The 22,159-nt window shown below is 41.9% G+C and carries 20 protein-coding genes; 15 read left to right on the top strand and 5 right to left on the bottom strand.

The window, feature by feature from the left end:
* Positions 1-104: 104 nt before the first annotated feature.
* Positions 105-3,566 carry a hypothetical protein gene (locus HWQ23_RS04915; protein ID WP_292824376.1) on the top strand — a complete coding sequence of 1,154 codons (3,462 nt, stop codon included), beginning with the start codon at positions 105-107 and terminating at the stop codon, positions 3,564-3,566.
* 19 nt (positions 3,567-3,585) lie between these two features.
* The gene (locus HWQ23_RS04910) at positions 3,586-4,572 is read left to right on the top strand and encodes a hypothetical protein (protein ID WP_292824373.1); all 987 of its coding nucleotides are present in this window, start codon (positions 3,586-3,588) and stop codon (positions 4,570-4,572) included.
* Between the two features lie 2 nt (positions 4,573-4,574).
* Here the strand turns inward: HWQ23_RS04910 and HWQ23_RS04905 are convergent, their stop codons facing one another.
* Positions 4,575-4,748 carry a hypothetical protein gene (locus HWQ23_RS04905; RefSeq protein WP_292824370.1) on the bottom strand — a complete coding sequence of 58 codons (174 nt, stop codon included), beginning with the start codon at positions 4,746-4,748 and terminating at the stop codon, positions 4,575-4,577.
* Positions 4,749-4,820: 72 nt separating this feature from the next.
* Between HWQ23_RS04905 and rseP the strand changes: the two genes are divergently transcribed.
* The 3 genes from rseP (at position 4,821) to rpsN (ending at position 6,988) form a co-directional block, all read left to right on the top strand.
* Complete coding sequence (gene rseP, locus HWQ23_RS04900; protein ID WP_292824368.1) at positions 4,821-5,921, top strand: RIP metalloprotease RseP; 1,101 nt, start codon at positions 4,821-4,823, stop codon at positions 5,919-5,921.
* A 16-nt stretch (positions 5,922-5,937) separates the two neighbouring features.
* On the top strand, positions 5,938-6,609 hold the full coding sequence (gene nth / locus HWQ23_RS04895; RefSeq protein WP_292824366.1) for an endonuclease III: 672 nt from the start codon (positions 5,938-5,940) through the stop codon (positions 6,607-6,609).
* Positions 6,610-6,685: 76 nt separating this feature from the next.
* Positions 6,686-6,988, top strand: coding sequence for a 30S ribosomal protein S14 (rpsN, locus tag HWQ23_RS04890; RefSeq protein ID WP_292824364.1), 303 nt, complete (start codon positions 6,686-6,688; stop codon positions 6,986-6,988).
* 56 nt (positions 6,989-7,044) lie between these two features.
* Here the strand turns inward: rpsN and HWQ23_RS04885 are convergent, their stop codons facing one another.
* Positions 7,045-7,374 (bottom strand): hypothetical protein, encoded by a 330-nt coding sequence (locus HWQ23_RS04885; RefSeq protein ID WP_292760139.1) that lies wholly within the window; start codon positions 7,372-7,374, stop codon positions 7,045-7,047.
* A 103-nt stretch (positions 7,375-7,477) separates the two neighbouring features.
* Between HWQ23_RS04885 and aat the strand changes: the two genes are divergently transcribed.
* Together aat and HWQ23_RS04875 are read left to right on the top strand one after the other, a co-directional pair.
* Positions 7,478-8,053 (top strand): leucyl/phenylalanyl-tRNA--protein transferase, encoded by a 576-nt coding sequence (gene aat, locus HWQ23_RS04880; RefSeq protein WP_292824361.1) that lies wholly within the window; start codon positions 7,478-7,480, stop codon positions 8,051-8,053.
* 169 nt (positions 8,054-8,222) lie between these two features.
* Positions 8,223-8,399: a hypothetical protein gene (locus tag HWQ23_RS04875; RefSeq protein WP_292824358.1), complete on the top strand. Its 177-nt coding sequence runs from the start codon at positions 8,223-8,225 to the stop codon at positions 8,397-8,399.
* Positions 8,400-8,425: 26 nt separating this feature from the next.
* Here the strand turns inward: HWQ23_RS04875 and HWQ23_RS04870 are convergent, their stop codons facing one another.
* Complete coding sequence (locus HWQ23_RS04870) at positions 8,426-9,235, bottom strand: DUF3598 family protein (RefSeq protein WP_292824355.1); 810 nt, start codon at positions 9,233-9,235, stop codon at positions 8,426-8,428.
* A gap of 249 nt (positions 9,236-9,484) precedes the next feature.
* Entirely contained in the window at positions 9,485-10,387 is a 903-nt protein-coding gene (locus HWQ23_RS04865; RefSeq protein ID WP_292824352.1) for a cell division protein FtsX, read from the bottom strand.
* Positions 10,388-10,786: 399 nt separating this feature from the next.
* On the opposite strand from HWQ23_RS04865, the gene HWQ23_RS04860 reads away from it, so the two are divergent.
* From HWQ23_RS04860 to HWQ23_RS04850, 3 genes are all read left to right on the top strand, one after another.
* Positions 10,787-11,074: a Mo-dependent nitrogenase C-terminal domain-containing protein gene (locus HWQ23_RS04860; protein WP_292824349.1), complete on the top strand. Its 288-nt coding sequence runs from the start codon at positions 10,787-10,789 to the stop codon at positions 11,072-11,074.
* Between the two features lie 815 nt (positions 11,075-11,889).
* Positions 11,890-12,453, top strand: a complete 564-nt coding sequence (gene def, locus HWQ23_RS04855) for a peptide deformylase (protein ID WP_292824346.1) — start codon at positions 11,890-11,892, stop codon at positions 12,451-12,453.
* 10 nt (positions 12,454-12,463) lie between these two features.
* Entirely contained in the window at positions 12,464-12,667 is a 204-nt protein-coding gene (locus HWQ23_RS04850) for a hypothetical protein (protein ID WP_292805772.1), read from the top strand.
* Between the two features lie 56 nt (positions 12,668-12,723).
* Here HWQ23_RS04850 and HWQ23_RS04845 read toward each other — a convergent pair whose 3' ends face one another.
* The gene (locus HWQ23_RS04845) at positions 12,724-16,338 is read right to left on the bottom strand and encodes a WD40 domain-containing protein (protein WP_292824343.1); all 3,615 of its coding nucleotides are present in this window, start codon (positions 16,336-16,338) and stop codon (positions 12,724-12,726) included.
* A 590-nt stretch (positions 16,339-16,928) separates the two neighbouring features.
* Between HWQ23_RS04845 and HWQ23_RS04840 the strand changes: the two genes are divergently transcribed.
* From HWQ23_RS04840 to recJ, 5 genes are all read left to right on the top strand, one after another.
* On the top strand, positions 16,929-17,168 hold the full coding sequence (locus tag HWQ23_RS04840) for a hypothetical protein (RefSeq protein ID WP_292824340.1): 240 nt from the start codon (positions 16,929-16,931) through the stop codon (positions 17,166-17,168).
* Between the two features lie 210 nt (positions 17,169-17,378).
* Complete coding sequence (locus tag HWQ23_RS04835) at positions 17,379-17,603, top strand: hypothetical protein (protein ID WP_292824337.1); 225 nt, start codon at positions 17,379-17,381, stop codon at positions 17,601-17,603.
* A gap of 103 nt (positions 17,604-17,706) precedes the next feature.
* The gene (locus tag HWQ23_RS04830) at positions 17,707-18,537 is read left to right on the top strand and encodes a PD-(D/E)XK nuclease family protein (RefSeq protein WP_292824334.1); all 831 of its coding nucleotides are present in this window, start codon (positions 17,707-17,709) and stop codon (positions 18,535-18,537) included.
* Between the two features lie 327 nt (positions 18,538-18,864).
* On the top strand, positions 18,865-19,515 hold the full coding sequence (locus tag HWQ23_RS04825) for a GNAT family N-acetyltransferase (RefSeq protein ID WP_292824331.1): 651 nt from the start codon (positions 18,865-18,867) through the stop codon (positions 19,513-19,515).
* A gap of 91 nt (positions 19,516-19,606) precedes the next feature.
* Positions 19,607-22,048, top strand: coding sequence for a single-stranded-DNA-specific exonuclease RecJ (gene recJ / locus HWQ23_RS04820; RefSeq protein ID WP_292824328.1), 2,442 nt, complete (start codon positions 19,607-19,609; stop codon positions 22,046-22,048).
* The last annotated feature ends 111 nt before the right edge of the window (positions 22,049-22,159 follow it).

Raw genomic sequence — 22,159 nt, 5'->3', positions numbered from 1 at the left:
AATACATAGGTAAATGTAATAAATAATTTTTGAAAATAGATTATCCAGGGGGAAGCGGACACCCTAAAGGAATAACAAACAGGATAAGATTCTGTTGACCTTCAATGAGGATTTGGGGTGGGATAATGGAATTGTTGCGATCGCTCACCATTTCAGATTTAGAACCCTTTCTAGCTGACCCGACACACCTTAACACTCAACCCGTCGCCTTACAACTAGCAGTGGCGAGTTATTCCCCAACGCCACGCCCCTTGCTAGAAGTCTTAGTCAATAGCCCCCACGCGCCCGTTGCGGAAGCCGCACAATTGCACATCAACTGGGCAGGAGAAATCAGTGAAGATGGGCAGAATGCCGTTGAGGAAGTGTTAAAATCGCGCTATCTGGGGCAAAATGACAAATTAGCAGTTGAACTGCTCAAAATTGCGCCTGTTCCCCCCTTATTCTTCAGCGAGTGGGTTCCTAGCCAATATCTGATTCAAGCCCTCAGCAACCCCTATTTACCGCTACGATATCACCTCAAGCTGCTGGAACGCTTGGCGAAAGAACCCACGCTAGAACCACGCTTGCAAGTGGCAGAAAGCCCAGAAGCGCCCCTAGCAATTTTAGAATCCTTGGCGGGAGACTTGGAGTTAGCTATTCGTCTCGCTGTGCAACATAACCCCGTTTCTCCGCCGGAGTTGGTGCGCTTGGTACAAGGACAGCATGAGATAGCGAGTGATTGCGATACGAATGCAGAACAATTAGCGAATTTAGCACAAAGTCGTTGGGATTGGATACGTTTAGCAGTGGCGCAAAATCCCTCAACTCCTGAAGAAACCCTGCTGGCTTTGGCAGAGGATAAAGTCTTTAAAATTCGGTTTGCTGTGGCGAAAAATTCGGTTGCATCAGCCCAGGTTTTGGCGGTATTAGCGGAATCTGATCAGGAGATTCAAGCTGTGGTGGCGGGGCATGACAATGCTACTGAAGAGATTTTAGAAAGGTTAGCACAGTATCCTAATGCAAAAGTGCAATTGGCTGCTAGAAGAAAGCCAGAATCAAATATTGATCTTATTATTCAACAACGTGCAACTCCTGGAGAAATTATTGAAAAGATTGTTGATAGAGCAGATAATCGACAGAAAAAAGAAATCGCAAAGCATCCAAATGTTTCGAGCAACACTTTAGAAAAGCTTGCAGAAGATTCTAGTTCTAGAGTCAGGTTAGCCGTTGCTCAAAGTTTTTATATTTCTAGTAGTTTGAGAGAAAAATTATTAGAGGAATTAGCAACAGATGAGTTTGAAACTGTTCGGGCAGCAGTTGCAGGTTGGAGTAAAACTCCTCTTCATTTGATACAACAGATCGGATCAGATACATTATCTAAATCTGAACCTGATATTTTGGTCTGTGCAGCATTAATTGGTAATTTCAAAACTCCAATTGATTTAAAATCAACAATCATAGAATATTTCAATCTGCTCAACTTAGATTATGATAGAAATTTAGAACTATGTATAGCTCTAAAAATTAATGAAGATATTCCCATTATGCAGGAAGATAAACGAAGAGACCTTCTTTATAAAATTAAATCAAGAGATATAGATACAATAGCTAGAGATTTACATTCTCCTATATATCTTCTAGAGCAAATCGCAGCTTTAGGAACACAAAATGCACATTTAGCAAAAAATCCTGCAACTCCACCTGAGATATTAGTTCAGCTTGCTCGACAGCCTGTTGAAAAAACGATTAATAATGTTAAACCAGTGGTAGTGCGTCAAATAGTTTTAAATAATCCAGGCTTACCTACTTTAGAACGCTATCGGTTATTAGTTGCTCAAGAGCAAGAACAGGAAATAGCACAAGCAACTCAACTCCTTGCTAATCGTCCTAACAGTTCCTATGCTTTAGCTCAAGTTCTTGAAACCGGAGATCAAAACGCTAAAATCACCGTAGCGTGTAGCAACAAAACTCCAATTACTATCCTCGAACGACTAGCAAAAGATAGTGATCCAACCATTCGTCAAGTTGTCTCTCGGAATCCTAACTTACCGCTTTCTATTCTTTTTGATCTCACCCAAGATGAGAATCTAAACGTGCGCTTGAACTTGGTGCGTTATCGTTCCAATCAAATAGAAATTTTAGAACGATTAGCTCAGGATGAATCAGATTGGGTTAGAGCAGAAGTTGCAGGAAATAAAAATACCCCCGTAGAAATATTAACTCAACTCGCTCATAATTCGAGCAGAAGCGTATGTGAGAAACTAACTGGAAATCAGAATACACCTGTAGAAGTTCTAGAATTTTTGGGGGTAGAAAAGAAACTTGCTAATGCTTACAATCGTAAAACTCCAGGAAATGCCTTAGCAGCAGTAGTAGAAGATACTCTAAAAAATAGTTATTCACAAGAGAAAGTGTTCGAGTATTTGCTAAGAAATCTTGAAGGCTCTCAAATGCCTGCTAGTACCCTCGAAAAACTAGCAACGAACACAACTTCATGGATTAGATCAGACGTTGCACATCATCGCAATACTCCGTTGTCTGCATTGGAAAAAATGATAGATGATACTTATGAACCTGTTCTTTGGGGTATAGCTGGAAATCCTAATAGCTCACCACAATTGCTAGAGAGGTTGCTGAATAAGCATTATGAAGAAGTTGCTGGTGGAATAGCAGGAAGAAACGAAATTCCTGTCAATTTAATGGAAAGGTTGTTAGAAAATAAGTCCCAATATGTTCGTCAACCTGTAGCATCAAGTCACAATCTCCCTCCAGAATTAATGGCAAAAATAATTGCTACAGAACCAGAAGAACCTGTCTTAATTTCTCTTGCTCGTAACCCGAATCTAACATCAGAACTATTAACTCAATTTATCCAGCATTCTAATTCAAATGTGCGTACTGCTTTAGTCCGCCATCCCAACTTAACCGAAGTTCATTGGCAACAATTAGCCCAAGATAAAGCATTACCAGTCCGCGAAGTCGTTGCTGCTAGTGGGAATGTGCCGGCTCAGGTTTTAGAGCTTTTATCAAGGGATGAAAAAGTAGAAGTGCGGCTGAAAGTAGTAACAAATTCTCGGACTCCAGAAAGTGCATTAGTACCTTTGGCGCGAGATGAAGATTTAACAATTCGTGCTGCGGTGGCGACTAATCCTAACTTACCATCGCCTCAACTCGAACAACTTGCCCAGGATGAAAAAGTAGAAGTGCGTCGTGCTGTAGCGCAAAATCCTAACACCCCTGCTGCGGTGCGTGCTTCTCTGCAAGATTTAGTCATTCAACCGACTGCACGCCAAACCCAAACCAGTCCAACTCTGCGCGGTTTGAGCCGGCTCTACAACCCTCAAACTGATGATTTAGCGAGAGTGTTATCGGAATATGCCGAGTCAGATGTTCCTTTTGTACGTTTTGTGACGTTGTTGCACCCTCTTACCCCTGTTGAGGTGTTGCAACAGGGAGCGCAGTCAGCATCTTGGCTGGAACGTTACGCAGTGGCAGATAATCCAGCGACACCGACAGAAATTAAACAACAGCTTACCGAAGATGGCAATCAAATTGTCAGAGCAGTGGCTATGGCAAGTTTAGCTTAGAATATAAGAGGAAAAAATCATGAACCCTGAAACTGAGCAACGCTTAGGAACACTGGAAGTTCTTTTGGAAGAAGAAATACGCTATTCTCTTCCATGTCATGAAGATAGTGCAACCTTAAAACCCTATACTTGGGATGCAACTATAAAAGGTGAATTTACGCCCTTAAATCTGATTAAATCTGAAGGTTGGATAATAGAAACTGACCCAGAAATTGCTTTTAAAAATTGGCTGTGGATAGAACAGAATGGTTTAGCATCGAGTCTCATCTATCTTTACAGTAAAGATAGAGAAAAAATTCTACTAGATGAATCTAGTAAAAATAAAAGATATCAACAATATTCTAATTTACTAAATTTATTAACAGAGAGAATCAAGGATTTACAGGCTTTTACTTTCAGCTATAACTCTCATTATTCCCTATCCGTTGTTGTGGGGAGAGTTCCTGATAGTCAACGCTGGATTTGTCTTTCTTCAACTGTTCCCCAAGAAACACCTAAATTTATTAATGAACTTATTCACTGTTCGCCTTACAAAGAAGAACAACAATCTAATTTAGAAACAGAAAAATTGTCACAAGTTGAGATGACAATTAATGACATTCTTAAGGAGTTAGGCGAGATAAGGATATATGGCTACTATGATGGTGGCTATAATCATATTCATAATCACAGTATCGTTTTGGCATCAGGAGATAGTCAAGAAGAAGCAATTAACAATGCTTTGTTAAAATCTGGCTTAGTTGAAATTTATAAAGTTGAAAAATTTATGATTCAAGGAGATGGAGGTTGGGGCTTTTCTGTTGATGATAGAGATTTTGATCAAGATAATGTTACTAACTTAATCAAGTTCTTAAATACTATGTTTCCTAAATTGTTACTTTATCGCTTTTGCTTTTGGGATTATGAACATCTTTATATTTTAGGAGAGACAGACGATTCCCAACAGGATAGTTCCGCTTCCTGCGTCGGAGTTGCCATTCACAGTCAGTTTACCTACAATCCTTAACTCTACCGTCTATAGATTTTGATCCAGTCTGGATTATTGTTGCCGCCACTTTTTTCGCCTGTGAAGCAGTTGACCAACTTCCTTCCATCATCGCAACCACGATCGCACCTTACACGAGGAGAAGCAGTTACCTGACTAACTGTTAATGCATCTTTTAACTTGAAATAATGCCCCATGCCCCATGCCCAATGCCCAATGCCCAATTAGAATGGAGATAACCGTATCTTAATATCTTCACAATTTACTCTATGTCAGTTTTAGCAGCGATCGCAGTCTTGGCTGTTTTGATCTTGGTACACGAGTTGGGACATTTTGTTGCAGCACGTTCTCAAGGCATTCTCGTTAACCGTTTTTCTTTGGGTTTTGGCCCAGTTCTTTTGAAGTACCAAGGTTCACAAACCGAATATGCTGTCCGCGCCTTTCCCTTGGGCGGCTTTGTGGGCTTTCCCGATGATGACCCCGATAGCGATGTTCCACCCAATGACCCAAATCTGCTGCGTAACCGTCCAGTTTTAGACCGGGCGATCGTCATCAGTGCCGGAGTGATCGCAAATTTAATATTTGCCTACTTGGTGTTGGTTCTGCAATTGGGTATTGTCGGCGTTCCCAAAGAATTAAACTATCAAGCTGGTGTCGCCGTACAACCTGTTAATCAAGAATCTATTGCCTATCAAGCAGGAATTCGGGAAGGAGATATTATTCTGGCTGTGAACGGTCAGGAACTCCCGGCTTCTGATAAGTCAACTCCTTTGCTGACAAAAGAAATTCAAACTCATCCCAATCAGCAAATCGAACTGAAAATTCAGCGTGAAAACCAACAAAAAACCCTGAAATTAACACCAAAACTGGGAGCCGATGGCAAAGGTATAGTTGGTGTGGCACTCAGTCCAAATGCTACAGCAGTTTATCGCCGTCCTAATAGTCCTTTTGAAATTTTCGGCATTGCTGCTAACAGGTTTGAACAATTATTTGTTGGGACACTCAGTGGTTTTGGACAGTTGATTACCAACTTTCAACAAACTGCTGGACAAATTTCTGGGCCAGTTAATATCGTCAAAATAGGTGCAAAATTAGCTGATGACAATAGCGTAAATCTGTTATCTTTTGCCGCAATTATCAGCATTAACTTGGCTATTATCAACATTTTGCCTTTACCAGCTTTGGATGGCGGACAACTCGCTTTTCTGCTGATTGAAGGTTTGCGCGGTAAGCCTGTGCCTGCCCGCATTCAAGAAGGTGTAATGCAAACCGGTTTGGTGTTACTCTTAGGCTTAGGAATTTTTCTGATAGTTAAAGAAACTACTCAATTAACTAGCCAGTTGGAATGGGTGCAAAGATTGTTTCAGTGAAGATAGGGAGTGGGGAGTGGGGAGTCGGGAAAAGAAAGTTTTACCTTTAAAGAAGCGATCGCTAGAAATTTTAGCTCGTCTGAAGCATCTTTATCCAGATGCTACTTGCTCTTTGAACTACTCAACGCCAGTACAATTGTTGGTGGCAACGATTCTCTCTGCTCAGTGTACTGATGAGCGGGTGAATAAGGTTACACCAGAATTGTTTGGTAGATTCCCTGATGCTGAGAGTTTAGCGATCGCTGACTTGGTAGAATTAGAAACTTTAGTGCGTTCAACTGGGTTTTATCACAATAAAGCCAAGAACATTCAAGCCGCCTGTCGAATGATTGTCGCTGAGTTTAACTCTGTTGTCCCCAACCAAATGGAACAATTATTAAAACTTCCAGGCGTGGCGCGGAAGACAGCAAATGTAGTTCTTGCTCATGCTTATGGCATTAATGTTGGGGTGACAGTAGATACTCACGTCAAGCGCCTCAGCCAACGTTTGGGTTTAACTCAAGCAAAAGACCCTGTTCGGATTGAGCAAGATTTAATCGGTTTATTGCCGCAGCCTGATTGGGAAAATTGGTCAATTCGGCTGATTTATCATGGTCGTGCTATTTGTAAAGCACGCTCTCCCGTCTGCATCGCTTGTGAGCTTGCCGATTTATGCCCTGCTGCTAATAAGCCAGTGGTTATAGGGTAAGCGACACGAGTAACCCCAGAATTGATGGGGAGACTGTAGAATAGAGAATGCTGTCTTTAAAAAAGTTAGAGAATATATGGCAAAAAAGAGCTTGATTGAGCGCGAGAAAAAGCGCAGCAGGTTGATAGAAAAGTATGCTGACAAGCGAGAAGCTCTCTTAGAAGAGTTCAGAAGTGCAGCATCTCCTCTGGATAAGCTGGAAGTCCACCGGAAGATTCAACAGCTACCCCGGAATAGTGCGCCCACCCGCCACCGCAACCGTTGCTGGTTGACTGGTCGTCCTAGAGGTGTTTACCGCGATTTTGGGTTGTCTCGGAATGTGCTGCGAGAATGGGCGCATGAAGGTCTTTTGCCTGGAGTTGTTAAGTCTAGTTGGTAGTCAAGAGTCATTAGTCATTAGTCATTGGTAAAGAACAAAGGACTAATGACAAAATATTATTGACCACAACACTTATCAATTCCCAGACTTTCTAAGAGTAGATCGCTGACGGCGTTGGCGATCGCAAACTCTCCATAGAAGCTATTGGAAAAATCATACGACTGCATCTCTGTGACAATGGCAATTACCAGAGAACCAAGGTCGTTTTCTCCTTCCATCCGTTGACGCACAAAAATCTGTGCGGCTCGTTGGGCAATATTTTGGTTTACGGCTTCGGGGATAAATTCTGTATCTAGCCACCGTTGTAAGCGTTCTCGTAACCATTCACCTTCGAGTTGCGGATTTTCAGGGGGTGGTAGGGTGATGGGTGGTATTGGTTGAGTCATTTTTTTTTAAACGCAGAGGGACGCGGAGGGAAACGCTGAGGAACGCTGAGGTTGACTGTTAGCATCAAATTGCGTTTCTCTAGTGTTTTTTTATATTTATTTTATGCAATATGATATCGCCGCTATTGTTGAGGGCTATGCACAAGGCTATTTTCTCATGGCTGATGAGCGCGATCGCCTGAGTTGGTACGCAAGTCGCGATCGGACTTTTATTCCTTTGGATGAGCGGTTTCGCTACCCTAAGTCTTTACAGCGCGTTCTGAATCAAGAGCGGTTTACTATGGCGATTAATCGGGACTTCCAAGCTGTGGTGGCTGGTTGTGCTGACAGAGAGACAACCTGGATTTCACCGGAATTGCGAGAGATTTATTCGCTACTTTACCAGAGTGGTTATGCTTTTAGTTTTGAAACTTGGCAGGGTGACGAATTAGCTGGGGGAATTTTAGGGATTGTCATTGGTGGGGCTTTTATTGGAGAGTCGATGTTTTACCGGATTCCTGAAGGCTCGAAGGTAGCGATGGTAAAGTTGGTGGAAAGGTTGCGCCAGAGGAAATTTGTGTTTTTTGATGCCCAAATGATGAATCCTCATTTGGAAAGATTTGGCGCTTATGGGGTTGGGGATAAAGAATATCAAGCTTTACTCAAGCAAGCATTGCAACGTCGTTGTTCTTTGATGTAAACGCTGACAGACTTTTTAACTTTTATGTTTCGTAAATCTACATAGTTGAATTATGCAGAAGACAGCCCCAGCCAATTTAGCAAGTACTTATCAGTTGATCCAGTGTGCTTTTCCCCAAGGCATTGATGATCAGAGATATTTACCTTTGCTGTCAATACTCTAGACAAATATGTCCGATCGCAGTTTAGCTCAAGTTGTTGCTGAGTATACGGGCAAAGATTACCACGTTGTCTTAAATGACGTTTACCGAGTTGCTTCAATGACGACTTTTTCATCTGAGGTCATTGATTCGGTTAAGGAAAAGCTGATGAGTTGCAACTACGAAAAGTGGTTAGCAGATGAGTAATAAAGCGATCGCACTCTCAAAAATTTTTACACTCTTTCTTCAGTAACTAATGTCAGACTAACCCATTCGCCTTTCTCGTTGTAGCTGCGAATCATCCGTTGGCGCCGGTTTGGCTGGATTAACCAACCCACTTCTAGAAATAAAGGTTGACGTAACTGTACCTTGAGAGGAGAAGTTGCAGAAGCGCCATCTGGTAAAAGTAATACTTGTACCTGCTTTTGGGGATCTTGGTCAAAGAGAATGATCGGGTCTTTAACGGTAGCAGTTGAGAAAATTGTACGTTCTGCAAAAGAAGTATTTTGAATTAATCGCCCAGTATCATCAAGTTGTAATTTCAAAGTTGTAGAGTAAGTATCAGGCGATCGCCAATCTGGATATATTGTCACTGCTTGGCCTTGCCATTCTCCCAACAAGTCATTTATCTGCAAAGTTGGACGTTCTGCTACTGGGGTTCCAGCTAGATGTTCTCGAATTAAGATTAATTCCTTTAGCTGACCGGTCTTATCAAACAGTTGCACTAGACGCAAGCGCCGATTTTCATGAACCAAAGCAAGTTCTGCCCCAAATTCGGAAAATGGCCCTAGCTGAATTACACCCTCAGAAAATGAACCATTTTCAAAAAAAAGTAGACCCCCTCCCACAGAACTATATTCTCTAATGACATCATCTTGTTCTGAACGGCTCAAAGTTAGACGCACTGTCTGGTTATTGTTCAAACCTTCTAGGGAAAGACGACTAGGAGTATCGTTGAGAAGTATACCTTGGGGAGAAAAATTGGTGAATGAACCTTCCCAAACACCGAGATTCTGCAAAAAAGATTCCCATTGCGATTTCATAGCGATTTCTTCCTTTGTCCTTTACCTATGCCCGAATAATTAATTCATAATTCATAATTCATAATTCATAATTGATAGTCACAGAGCAACTAGATTTATTTATGGAAATTATGGAAAGCGCAGCATCATTGTTTCAAGCCCCCACATTCATGAGCCACTGTGGTCTTGGGGTTCCCCTCCAAGTGGAGCAAGTAGTCTGCGTCAGCTACTAATTATGAATTAGTAATTATCAATTATGAATTATTTTGACTATCCTTTAGCAAAGCGTCGGACAGCAAATAAGCTTCCCATTAATCCTACAGCTGCACCGAAACTCAAAAGAATCAGGGGCAATAATAAAATTTCTGATGTAGTGAGTTGCACCCTGTTGGTGATGACTTGGATAAACTCAGGTTGATTGACTAGCAACTTACCGAGAAACTGTTGAATCACAGAAATGAAACTCCAAGCGATCGCACCACCAACTAAGCCAAAGGTAATTCCTTGTAAAATAAACGGGAGGTAAATCCAAGCTCTGGTTGCTCCCACTAGTTGCATAATTTCAATTTCCTGGTGTCGCGCCATGACAATCAGCCGAATTGTGGTGGTAGTCACTGCGATCGCACTTAAAGTCAGAATAATCGTAATTGTTAAAGTAATCCAGTTCAGACCTTGGTGCAACTGGGCAATATGTTTGACTGCTTCATCGACATACTGCACCGTCTCAACTCCTGGCAACTTAGCCAACTGCGTTGCTAAAGTTGGCACAACTTGAGAATTACGCGCTTTCACCTTCATCTCATCAACCAGAGGATTCTCACCTAGCTGCTGGGTAGCACCTTCAATATCAGAAATTCTCATTTCCTTAACTAACTTAGCCCAAGCTTCCTCTTTGGTAATGGTTTCTATCGCCGCCACATCTGGCATTTTTGCGATTAGTGGCTGAATGCTTTCGATTTGCGTATCCGGTTGCAGATAAACTGATACTTCTAGCTGGCTACCAAACTGATAGAGGAGTTTTTCGACTTGCCAAGAGGTTTGCAAGCTCAAGCCGAATAAAAACAGTAACACCGTTACAGTACTTATAGCTGCCCAATTCATCCAACCTCCCCGCAGCAAACCCAGGAAAGTTTCTTTGAGCAGATAGTCAAGTTTCGTAAGAGATTTAAACACACATCACCTCAAAATTTGAATGAACTTAGCGCCTTGGCGTTAAGATTCAGTTTTTGCGTCTTTGCGTCAATAACACCACTATTTATAGTCAATAGTGCCAAGTTTGCCAATACATCAGCTTTTATACATTGCTACTTCCTTCCTGCTCCTCGGCCCTGGTGCTGTCTCGACCATTTACGTTATCTTCGTACCATTCACCATAGATACACTCACTGTTGCTTCTAACAATTATTGGTAACAATTGGCTACCTGCTCTGGTTCCTAAGCAATTTTACTGCTTTTAAAACTGACTTTAAAAAAGTTGAAAAATAGTTTGGTAGTTCTACGATGTTTTCTATCTGAGGATAGTTGTAATTTTAAAGAAGGAACAAGAGTAATTGATTGAAGGGAATTTGAAATATGAACTTCTCAAATAAAGCCAATTTAGATAATAACTTATTAAGCCAAATTCGATATCAACTTGATGCTATAGAAATACATAATTATCATTTGGCCACACTATTGTGCAAAGTAATTCCCTCCAGTTGCCCTTTTGAAACAACTGTTACAGTTTTCGGTCGGACTTTGTTTCAGATTCCACCTTTGTGTAAATTGAACCCCCTCTATGAACAAGTAGTTGGTCTTCGTTTTAAGTCTTTATTATATTTAGTCAATGAATGTGGTGAGGATGCCAGAAAATATTGTTAAATCTAGTTTTTCATCAATAAAAAATAGATTTAATAAATATTTTTACTAAGGAAAATATTTTATAGTAATCCTAGTTGCAATCAGACGTGAACAAGAAATGGGTTGTTAAACGACTTATAATCAATTTCACATTAGGTGAGGCTCAGAAGCTTGAAAAGTACTGTTTAATGACCTAACCCTAGATAAAATTATGACTCCAAAGATGGTGCAAGGTGGCTTCACTAGAATTATTTTGGAGATTGGTACTAGTACGCCCGGAAATAGAGCAACCATTTAAAATCCCTAAAAAGCTCATTCCATAATACTTTTGACTTTTGAATGCGTGATTTTTGACTTCCGCCTTGCGGTACTAGGTCTAACTAAGATTGATATAGCGGTTCTCGTTTACGTGAGGTACACCTGTCCATTGGTGTCAACAAAAGCCTAGAAACAGCAAAACTTTCGGCTTGACTCACCCGCCTGGAACTAAAGTTCTTTGGCTTTCAGCTAAAGTCTACTGAAGTAGACTAAAGATTTTTGGCTATATTTAGTTATCTTCTCTACCAGACGCACTCGCCGCTTAGAGCGAGTCAGACGCTACGCACAGTCGCTCTAAGCGTTGGCGCAGCCTCTCCAAGAGTTGCCATGCCGTAGGCTTTACGCTACGCTATGAGCGTCGGGAACCTCCCTTCGGGTTCACCACTACGGCAAGAAACCCGCCTACAGCGCTGGATTCACCGCAAAGCACTGGCTCCTTTACGTGGATTTCAAAAATCAAATATGAGTCTTATAGAATAAAGATAGTAGGAATTTTCACCATCTAGCTATCAAGACTCATGCCCTCTGAAATTGCTGTAGAGAAAAAAAAGTTAAAAAATCCACCTTTGGAGCTTCATTATTTAGGCGATCGCGTGCTGCGTCAACCTGCAAAGCGAATTTCTAAAGTAGATGACGAACTCCGCCAACTGGTGCGCGAAATGCTGCAAACTATGTACAGCAAAGATGGCATTGGTTTGGCTGCACCCCAAGTGGGAATTCACAAACAACTAATTGTCATCGATTTGGAACCAGAGAACGCAGCTAATCAGCCTTTGGTGTTGATTAACCCCACCATTAAACAAGTAAGCCGCGACATCTGTGTTGCCGAAGAAGGATGCTTGAGTATTCCCAATGTATACCTAGACGTGAAGCGCCCTGAAGTCGTGGAAATTGCCTATAAAGACGAGTATGGCCGTCCCCGGACATTAAAGGCTAATGACCTCTTGGGACGCTGCATTCAGCACGAGATGGATCACCTCAACGGCGTGGTATTTGTAGACCGTGTAGAAAACTCCTTGACTTTAGTCCAGGAACTATCTAAGAATGGCTTCTCGTATCAAGCGGTGAAACCAATAGCATAGGGGGGTAGTAGTGTATTTAACTCCAAAAAGCGGTTTATTTTTGGGTGGTTCTTGTGTAAGTGCGATCGCAGCTGTAGGTTCGATTTTTGAACTCAGTTACGGACAACCAGATTTTGGTGTCACAGCTACGGCAATTATCCTGGTATTAAGCATTCCACTCACCGGATTATTTTTCTTTGCCGCAGTTAAGGACGCAAGGGCTAACATGAAATAAGCATCAGGTACATAAAAAAGGTAAAAGGATGGATTAAAAAGGCAAAATTCGTTCTTTTACCTTTTATTTTTGCTCTCTATTTTTTCGACTGCCCCTAAAGCTTTCAGTGTTGCCTTCTGAGCTGCTGTTAAACCGATAGAGCCTGTAATCTCCATATCCTCGTATGGTTTGGGGATACTGAGAATTTTCAAACATTCACCAGTGTCTGGATTCCATATCCTCACGGTTTCGTCTTCACCACCACTAGCTAAGAATCGTCCATTGGGGCTGAAGACGACTGACCATATCCTCTTGGTGTGTCCTTGCAGCGTTTTAAGGCATTTAGTAGTGTTCACATCCCAGATTTTCAGGGTATTGTCATCACCAGCACTGGCCAAAACGTAGTTAACTTTATCAGTCTCACTGGCGATTGTATAACCTTGAGGACTGAAAGCAACGGCTCGTACTTTATCGGTGTGTTCCTTCAAACAAGCTTCTAGAGGTTCTGGGCTGTCGTTGGTGCTAGCCTTCCATAATCTCACTGTCTGGTCTTCACTGGCACTGGCTATCATTTGACCATCAGAACTGAATGTTACTGACCTTACCCAATTAGTGTGTCCTTTCAAAGGTTCTAGGGATTGACCGCTACTAAGGTTCCACAATTTCACTGTATGGTCTTCACTAGCACCAGCTAAAATGTCACCCTTGGGACTAAAGGCTACAAACCATATTCTGTTAGTGTCTTCTAACAAAGTTTTGAAGCATTTACCAGTATTCACATCCCATAACTTTACTGTTTGATCGTCACTAGCGCTAGCTAAGATATTACCATTGGGGCTGAAGGCAATTGACCATACCCAATTAGTATGTCCCTTCAAAGTTTTGAAACATATACCTGTATTAGCATCCCACAACCTGATAGTTTGGTCATCACTGGCACTAGCTAGGATTTGCCCATCGGGACTAAAGGCGACCGATCGCACTCCATTCGTATGACCCTTCAAAGTTTTAAGGCACTCACCAGTGTTTACATCCCACAGTCTAACTGTGTAGTCATCATTGGCACTGGCTAGGATTTGAGCATCGGGACTGAAAGCTACAGACCACACCCAATTAGTGTAACCCTTCAAAGTTCTCAAGCATCTACCCGTATCAGCATCCCACAGCTTTACTGTTTGGTCATCACTGGTACTGGCAATTGTCTGATTTTCAGGACTGAAAGCTACTGACCAGATTCTATCTGTGTGTCCAGGCAAAGTTTTTAGACACTGACCAGTGTTTACATCCCACAGTCTAACTGTTTGGTCATCACTACCACTAACTATCATGTCCCCTTGAGGACTATAGTCTACTGACCATACCCAATTAGTGTGACCTTGCAAAATTTTCAGGCACTTCCCTGTGTTAGCATCCCACAGCCTCACCGTTTTGTCATCACTGGCACTGGCGATCGCATCACCTTGAGGGCTGAAAGCTACTGACCAGATTCTATCTGTATGCCCTAAGAGTGTTTTGAGGCATTTACCACTGTTGACATCCCAAATTTTCACGGTTTGGTCTTTGCTGCCAGTAACTAAAGTTGTACTATTGGGACTGAAAGCAACTGACCGTACCCCATTAATATGACCCCTCAAACTTTTGAGGCATTTACCACTGTTGACATCCCAAATTTTCACGGTTTGGTCTTCACTAGCACTAGCGATCGCATCACCTTCAGAACTGAAAGCTACTGACCAGATTCTATCTGTATGCCCTAAGAGTGTTTTTAGGCATTCACCGCTTTGAACGTCCCAGATTTTCACTGTTTGGTCTTCACTGCCGCTAATTAGGGTTGTACCATTGGCATGAAAAGCAACTGACCAAACTTTATTAGTGTGTCCTTGATAAAGCAAAAGTTGTTGACCAGTAATAACTCGCCATAGGCGAATCTCACCGTTAGCATCTCCTGTAGCTAAAAGTTGGCCATCTCGACTAAATGCTACTGACAACACAGTGGCAAAGTTTTTAGCAAAGACAGACCGAGTTAGGTCGCTGTGAGCAAAACTGACCTTATGCAGATTCACATTCTGTAGATAAGCTTGCCGAACAGCTAGATGGGAGAAGTCATAACCAGTTAAATCAGTCTCTAATTGACACAGTAGATTGAGAACGTTACTCCCAGCATATCCAGGTTTGACAAAAAATTTGTCTCGTAGAGGTTCCAGAATTTGAATTAACTTGTCTTCTATATTTCTCTGAGTGATAAAAACACTCAGCAATCTTTTAATGATTGGCTTCAAAATCAGCCGAATTTGAATATCTCTGACATAATCTTTGACATTGGCTCCCATCAGAGCATGACTCATGAATAGTGGGATTTCACCTGTAGTAATTTCTTGACAAACCTGTTCAATTATGTTCTCTGTGATGTACTCCATAACCACAGGTTGGAGGGTGAACAGTGCTGTACTTTTTTCAATCAGCGATCGCCGCCGCAGTGATTCTAGTGCTTCCAGTAATTCTCTTTTTGCTAAGGGACGCACAATATCATCTAGCAATTCTTCTAGCAAAACTGCCTCACGCTTGATTGCCAACCAGTAGATAATTTCTTTTTCTAGCTCTGAGGCGCGTTCAAACTGCTGGTCTAATAAATTACGAGTATCACCAAAAATTATTTCTCCTTCCGCTAAAAAGCCAGCAATATCCCCACCAAATAATTCTCGGATTGTCTCAGAGACTAGCTTTAAAGCTAATGGATTGCCTGAATAATTCTTAACTAGTTTCGCCCAGTTTTGCGGCGACCCAGATAAGCCTTTATCTTTAAGAATTTCTTGCCCTTCTGTTTCTCCCACGCCAGGTAATGATATTGTTCTGACTGGTGATGCTTTGCCCTCTAAAGGTGCAAATTCTTTCGGTTTTTCACGACTAGTAATCACCAAGCAGCTTTCATGAGGTTCTTCCCCTATCCGTCTAAATAGTTGACCGTAACCTTCATATCCTTCTTGATAGTATCCGGCGCGAGCCTCCTGCGAAGAAGCTACGCTCATGCCTGTTTGCAAAATTGTCTCTGCATTATCAAACACTATAAGACAACGCCGCTTTCGTAAATAATTAATCAGCAGCGTGACTCTACCATTTACGGTTTCTGGTAAATTTGTTTCTCGCTCATCAGATAGAAATCGGATCAGATTCGCTAACATCTCTTGGATGGGTGGAGCATTGCGGAGAGTTCGCCAAACTAAGTAATCAAAATTCTCTTGAACTTCCTCTGCCAGTTTTACAGACAAAGCAGTTTTGCCAATTCCCCCCATGCCTAATAGTGCTACCAATCGACATTTATCGTTGACAATCCACTGTTTAAGGTTAGACAGTTCTGTTCCCCGTCCGTAGAAGGCATCACGGATACTTGGTGCTTCGCCCCAATCTTGACGCTTGTTAGCAGTCACTTCTATAGTCTGCAAAGATGCTTGATATTCACTTTCAATAATTTGCTGTAACTTAGTGAGTTTGCCCGGGCCACCGCCACTCACTTGGAATTTTTTGTAAACCTCGCTCAATCTTTTACGTACCGCTTCCGCGCTGATACGTAATTCTTCAGCGATCGCATTTGGCGATTTACCCTCAACAGCATATATAAATACCTCTACCTCACTGCTAGATAATCGCTGCTCTTGGGCTAAAGCCAAAAGAAAATCTTCGGAAATCTGGCTCATACTCACATTAAGACAAACTATACTCCAATGTTATCTCACTAGGTGAGAACTTAATCGGCTCACAGTGACGCTTTAACTATTGTCTGGTAATGAAAATACGTTGTTGAGTCAGTAATTTTTAAATAATTTTCTCAGTTTGACTTGCTAACCTAACTAAGTTAGTATATAGTGAGGTTATTGCCGCAAACTCGGATAACTTAGTAAGTTTACGGTTGAATTAGTCAAACTTAGTGAGGAAAAGGTAAAGGCAAAGGCTGGAGCAGTTAATCGATTTTGAAAAAGACAAGCATTCAAAGTCTGTAGGAATTGCATTTTAGGGGTTGATGCGCGTAGTGTGCGTTCTGCATCATCACGAGCATTGAGCATCTAACTTTAATTTCAAAATTATCTTTGCAATTCATTTACAAGTTTACTTTCACCATTTGTAAATACCAAAACCACTGTTGTTGATATTCAAACTTGATTCAGGTTTGGTAGGACTGGTGCGTGCTTTGACTAGCTATAAAGCAGGGCAAGTATTGACTCCTTTTTTAAGACAGTCGAGGTAGCCCTAGCTGCTGCTTAGATTCAATCAAAACAGGGCAAAAACTATGAAAATCAATCTCAAAGATGATGAAAATCTACTATTTAAGTGGTTTTGTCAGGGACTCAAGTATTTTCTGCTGACTCTGCTTGGTTTGGCGATCGCTCTTGTTTTATCTCACGTTTTTGGCGCTGCCTCAATAGCTGGAATGCTGTTATCCACAAGTCTATGGATATGCTTTGTGAGGATAGCAGTATCTCTGCTTTGTCTATTTGCGATCGCCATGATTGTTGAGTCTTGGAGTTGATTCCTCATCTAATAGACATAGGCGTGAAAAAGAATGTAGAGACGTAGCATTGCTACGTCTCTACAAGGGTTTTGGATAACGCATATTTAATTTCTGGAGATGTCTAATCATCAGCAACAAGATTGCAATTTTAGGTTCGTAGTGAAGTTTAATCAACTTTCTTGGGTTAAGTGCAAGTTAGCCCAAGATTTACCACTAGGAGATTATATCATGTCAAACAACAGCAACTCCTCCGGGGGAGAAACACTTTCGCCGCTTTTAGTCATCTTAGTGGCAGGGTCAATTTCTTTGGCGATCGTTAACAAAGCTAATCACCCAGCATATTTTGACATCGTTAAAATAGCTATGGTCTACAGTTTTGGCTCAATCAAGTCCCAAGGAAAAACTAAATATTCCAATAACCAGGATGATGTAGATAAGGAGGAGTTGAAATAGCAGACATGAGAACTATCTGTGAAGGCAGTAAAAAATAACTGTTTTTTACAGATAGTCTGGCAAAGGTGAGTTGCAGATTAAAATTTGCTTCTAAAATAGAAGAATGCTGTCAACTCCCACTCAACTACTGCGACTTTCTCAAGGACAACTTAACTTACTAGAAACTTGTCCGCGTAAATTTCAACATACCTACCTAGAACAACTCAATTCGCCCTCAAATCCAGAACAAGAAGAACGGCAAACTTTGGGTAGTCGTTTCCACTTGCTAATGCAGCAGCGAGAAATGGGTTTGCCAATTGATAGTTTCCTGCAAGCAGATGCTAAACTGCAAAGCTGGATGCTAGGTTTTGCTGATGCAGCCCCAGAAATCTTAACGGCTGCATCTGATAATCAAACTTTCCGTGAGAGTGAACACTACCGCACTCTGCAAGTTCAGGACTATTTGCTGACGGTTGTCTATGATTTATTGATTGCAGATAACCAACAAGCGCAAATTCTCGACTGGAAAACTTACCCTAAACCACCCAATAAACGCAACTTAGAATCCAACTGGCAAACACGGCTTTATCTGTATGTATTGGCAGAAACTAGCGACTATTTGCCAGAAAATATTTCGATGACTTATTGGTTTGTCCAATCTGAGGGCAAACCGCAAAATATTAAATTTAATTACAATACTGCTCAACACACACAAACAGCAAGGAAACTTAATCAACTGTTAAGTGATTTAACTAATTGGTTGGAAGATTACCAAAATAAACAGCAGTTTCCGCAAGTGGTGGAGGGTAGCAAAACCTGTGATTATTGTCAGTTTGCCAAAAGGTGCGATGCCTACGGCGGTAAACTACGCACACAAGTTACTGAAGAAGCTGTGAAAGACTCATTGCCAAATTTTGACAGCATTCAAGAAGTCTCACTCAACCCTATAGATTAGAGGATGTTTGTAAAGTCGAATAAGGGTAGGACTTACGCACAAGTTACGGAATAACGAACCACAGAGGCGCAGAGGACACAGAGAAATCAGAGTTTGAGAGATATTTTGTGTAAGTCCTAAGAGGATGTTTGAAAAGTCCTCTTGTTGGTAGCAAAACGTTTTAGATCCCCCTAAATTCTCCTTAAAAAGGGGTACTTTAATTCTGGTTCCCCCCTTTTTAAGGGGGGTTAGGGGGGATCAACTAGTGCCTAAAATCACAGTTAACTACTTTTCAAACAACCTCTAAAGGGTATAAATAAATTACAACTTCTAAATCTATGTCAAGTTATGTCAAACTTTGACGAAACTGAAACAATTTATGTACGCGAATTAGGAATTGATGACATTGCTCCCGTTTACCACTTGGGAGAAGGGTTATTTACCAGCGATTTATATCCTTATTTATACCGCACTTGGGACGAATGGGAGGTGATTGGACTTTACAACACCGATCCTGAATATTGCCTTGTGGCTGAAACAGATGGAGAATTAGCAGGATTCATTTTGGGAACTATCATCACCAAAGCATCCTGGACTTACGGTTACATTTTATGGCTGGGAGTTAGTCCGAGGTTTCAGCGTCGGGGAGTTGCAGATAAGTTGGTTGATAAAGTCGTCGCCCGGATGATTGAAGATGGGGCGCGGTTCATGTTGGTAGACACTGATCCCACCAATACTTCAGCGTTAAAGTTTTTTAACCGCAAAGGTTTTGGTAATATCCGCCAGCATATTTTCTTGTCGATGAATTTAAGTAAGCACGAATATTATGGCAGATTAATTGATTATGAACACCAAAAAGCTGAAAGAGCAGGTTACAAGCGATGTCTACGACGGGCTACGCCTACGCGCCCAGCAATTCGCGCCCGTAAACCTGATAGCGTTGCTAATGAAGTAGTTCTCAATCCTCTAGTGAATGAATCTCAAACAACCGAGGATTAATTATCAATCTAACAGTTAAAAGTTTGTAATTAGGAGTTATAAATTAAAACTCTTAACTCCTAACTTCTCACCCCTAACTCCTAACTTTAGTATGCCAGAACAACAGCAGTGGACTATAGCAGCAACCGAACAACCCCCGCAGTGGTTCATCCAAGCGGTGAAACAGCATACACCCGCATCAAGTGGAATATATGCAGCACAATTGTTGTGGCAACGGGGAATTAAAGATGATCAACAATTAACAGCTTTTATTAACCATAAAGCTTATCAGCCAGCAAGTCCCTTTGAGTTTGGGCAAGAAATGCACCTAGCGATCGCACGGTTGCAACAAGCATATAACGCCAAAGAAAAAATTGCCATCTGGGGAGACTTTGATGCTGATGGGATTACCGCCACATCTGTACTTTGGGATGGATTAGGGCAATTTTTTAAACAAAATACTCAGTTAATTTACTACATTCCCAATCGCCTTAAAGAATCCCACGGACTTAATGATCAAGGGATTGATAATTTAGCAAAACAAAATTGTAAATTAATAGTTACTTGCGATACAGGTAGCACAAACATTGAAGAAATTATCTATGCCAAACAGCTAGGCATAGATGTAATAGTTACAGACCATCACACCTTACCCGCCGAACGCCCACCCGTCGCAGCGATTATCAATCCCCGCTATTTGCCAAGGGAACATCAGCTATTTCATCTTTCTGGGGTGGCGGTAGCTTATAAATTGGTGGAAGCATTATATCAAAGTCTGCCTAATATTGCAAAACATCCGTTAGAGGATTTATTAGATTTAGTAGCAGTAGGCTTAATTGCCGACTTGGTGCAGTTAAGTGGAGATTGTCGGTATTTAGCACAGTTGGGAATTCAACGACTGCAAGCAGATTTTCAACAGCCAGCAGCAGCGCGGCGGCGTCCAGGGGTGGGGCGATTATTAGAATTGTGCCAGAAAAGTGGCGATCGCCCCACAGATATTTCCTTTGGTTTGGGGCCAAGAATTAACGCCGTCAGCCGCATCCAAGGTGATGCCAGTTTTTGCGTTGAATTATTAACTAGTCGCGATGCCAAACGTTGTAACGAACTAGCCGAAGTTACAGAACTCGCAAATGCCCGCCGCAAATCTTTACAAAAAGATGTGCAAGCGCAAGTAGCGCAAAAACTTACTCAATTAGACTTATCAACTACTAGCGTCATAGTCCTAGAAGATGCCCAATGGCCTGCGGGTGTATTGGGCTTAGTCGCCGGACAGATAGCACAACAAACAGGTCGCCCGACTATTTTGTTAAGTACGGAAGGGAGTGGGGAATCGGGAGTAGGGAGTGGGGAAGAAGATTCCGCCCCTACTCCCTACTCCCTACTCCCTACTCCCTTAGCAAGGGGTTCCGCCCGTTCGGTGAATTCCGTCGATTTATACCAACTGGTGAAAGACCAAGCACATTTATTACATCGTTTTGGGGGGCATCCCTTTGCAGCCGGTTTGAGTTTGTTAGTGGAGAACATTCCTTTATTTGCAGCCGCGATTAATCAGCAGTTGCGGCAATCTTTAGGTAGTACAACCCTAACGCCTACCGTGCAAGCAGACTTGACACTAACAGTCGCAGACTTGGGGAAAGAGTTATTTTTGGAACTGAAACTGCTAGAACCTTGTGGAATGGGGAACCCTGTTCCGAAATTGCTAATTCAAAACTGCTGGTTTGAAAATTCTTGGCATCGCAATCAGCAAGATTGGCAAGGTAAAAAGGTACAGTACATTAAAACCGAGTTTGATATTCGGGATGATTCCAGCAGAAGTGCTTTTCCTGGTATATGGTGGGGGCACTACAAAGATGAATTGCCCATAGGAAGGTGTGATTGCATAGCCGAACTAGACTACAACACCTTCAAAAAACGTTATGAAATCAGATTAATTGCCGTGCGTCCGAGTGTTAACTCAGCACTTAACACTCAAAATGGGCTAAACGCCCCGCGATCGCTAACACCACTCATCTTAGACTGGCGTAACTACCCCACTCCCCACTCTCTACTCCCCACTCCCCCACTCTTGCTTGAAGATTGTCCTACAAACTGGGATGATTTACGCGCATGGTTGCGGCGATGTCTAATGATCAGCCGCTCTAAGTCTGGGCTTGACAACCAGCAACAACTAGCGATCGCTTGGTCTAAACCCAACCTCCAACCACCCAATCAAATTTGGCTGACTCTTGTCGGAATTGCCAAATATCTCAGTCGCACAAATCAACTAGTTACCCGCGTCCAACTTTTAGAAAAAATCGGCATCAGCGACCAAACTTTACTTGTAGGAATCAAAGCTTTAAAATATTTAGGGTTCACAGTCAAACGACAAGACCGTTATTTGCAAATCACCTGGCATCCCAGCGATAGTCCAGAAAACTTGGCCGACGCAGCAGTTGCACGATTTTTAGCTGCTGTCCGAGAAGAACAATTTCAGCGACAGTATTTTGCACAAGTGCCTTTATCTACTATTGTGGCGATCGCAAGTTCCGACAATTACATGGGTACAAACGTTTAAAAACGTGAGTTCCACTGCTATTTTCGTGCAAATCCCTTCTATATTGATGAAAATCGCCAGCCTCAGATCCCCGACTTCTCCAAGAAGTCAGGGATCTTGTTGTTCACAAAT

The sequence above is a fragment of the Nostoc sp. JL33 genome (genome assembly GCF_017114985.1).
GTDB lineage: Bacteria > Cyanobacteriota > Cyanobacteriia > Cyanobacteriales > Nostocaceae > Nostoc.
Note: the sequence above shows the minus strand (reverse complement) of the source record. Positions and strands in the feature narration are given on the sequence as shown.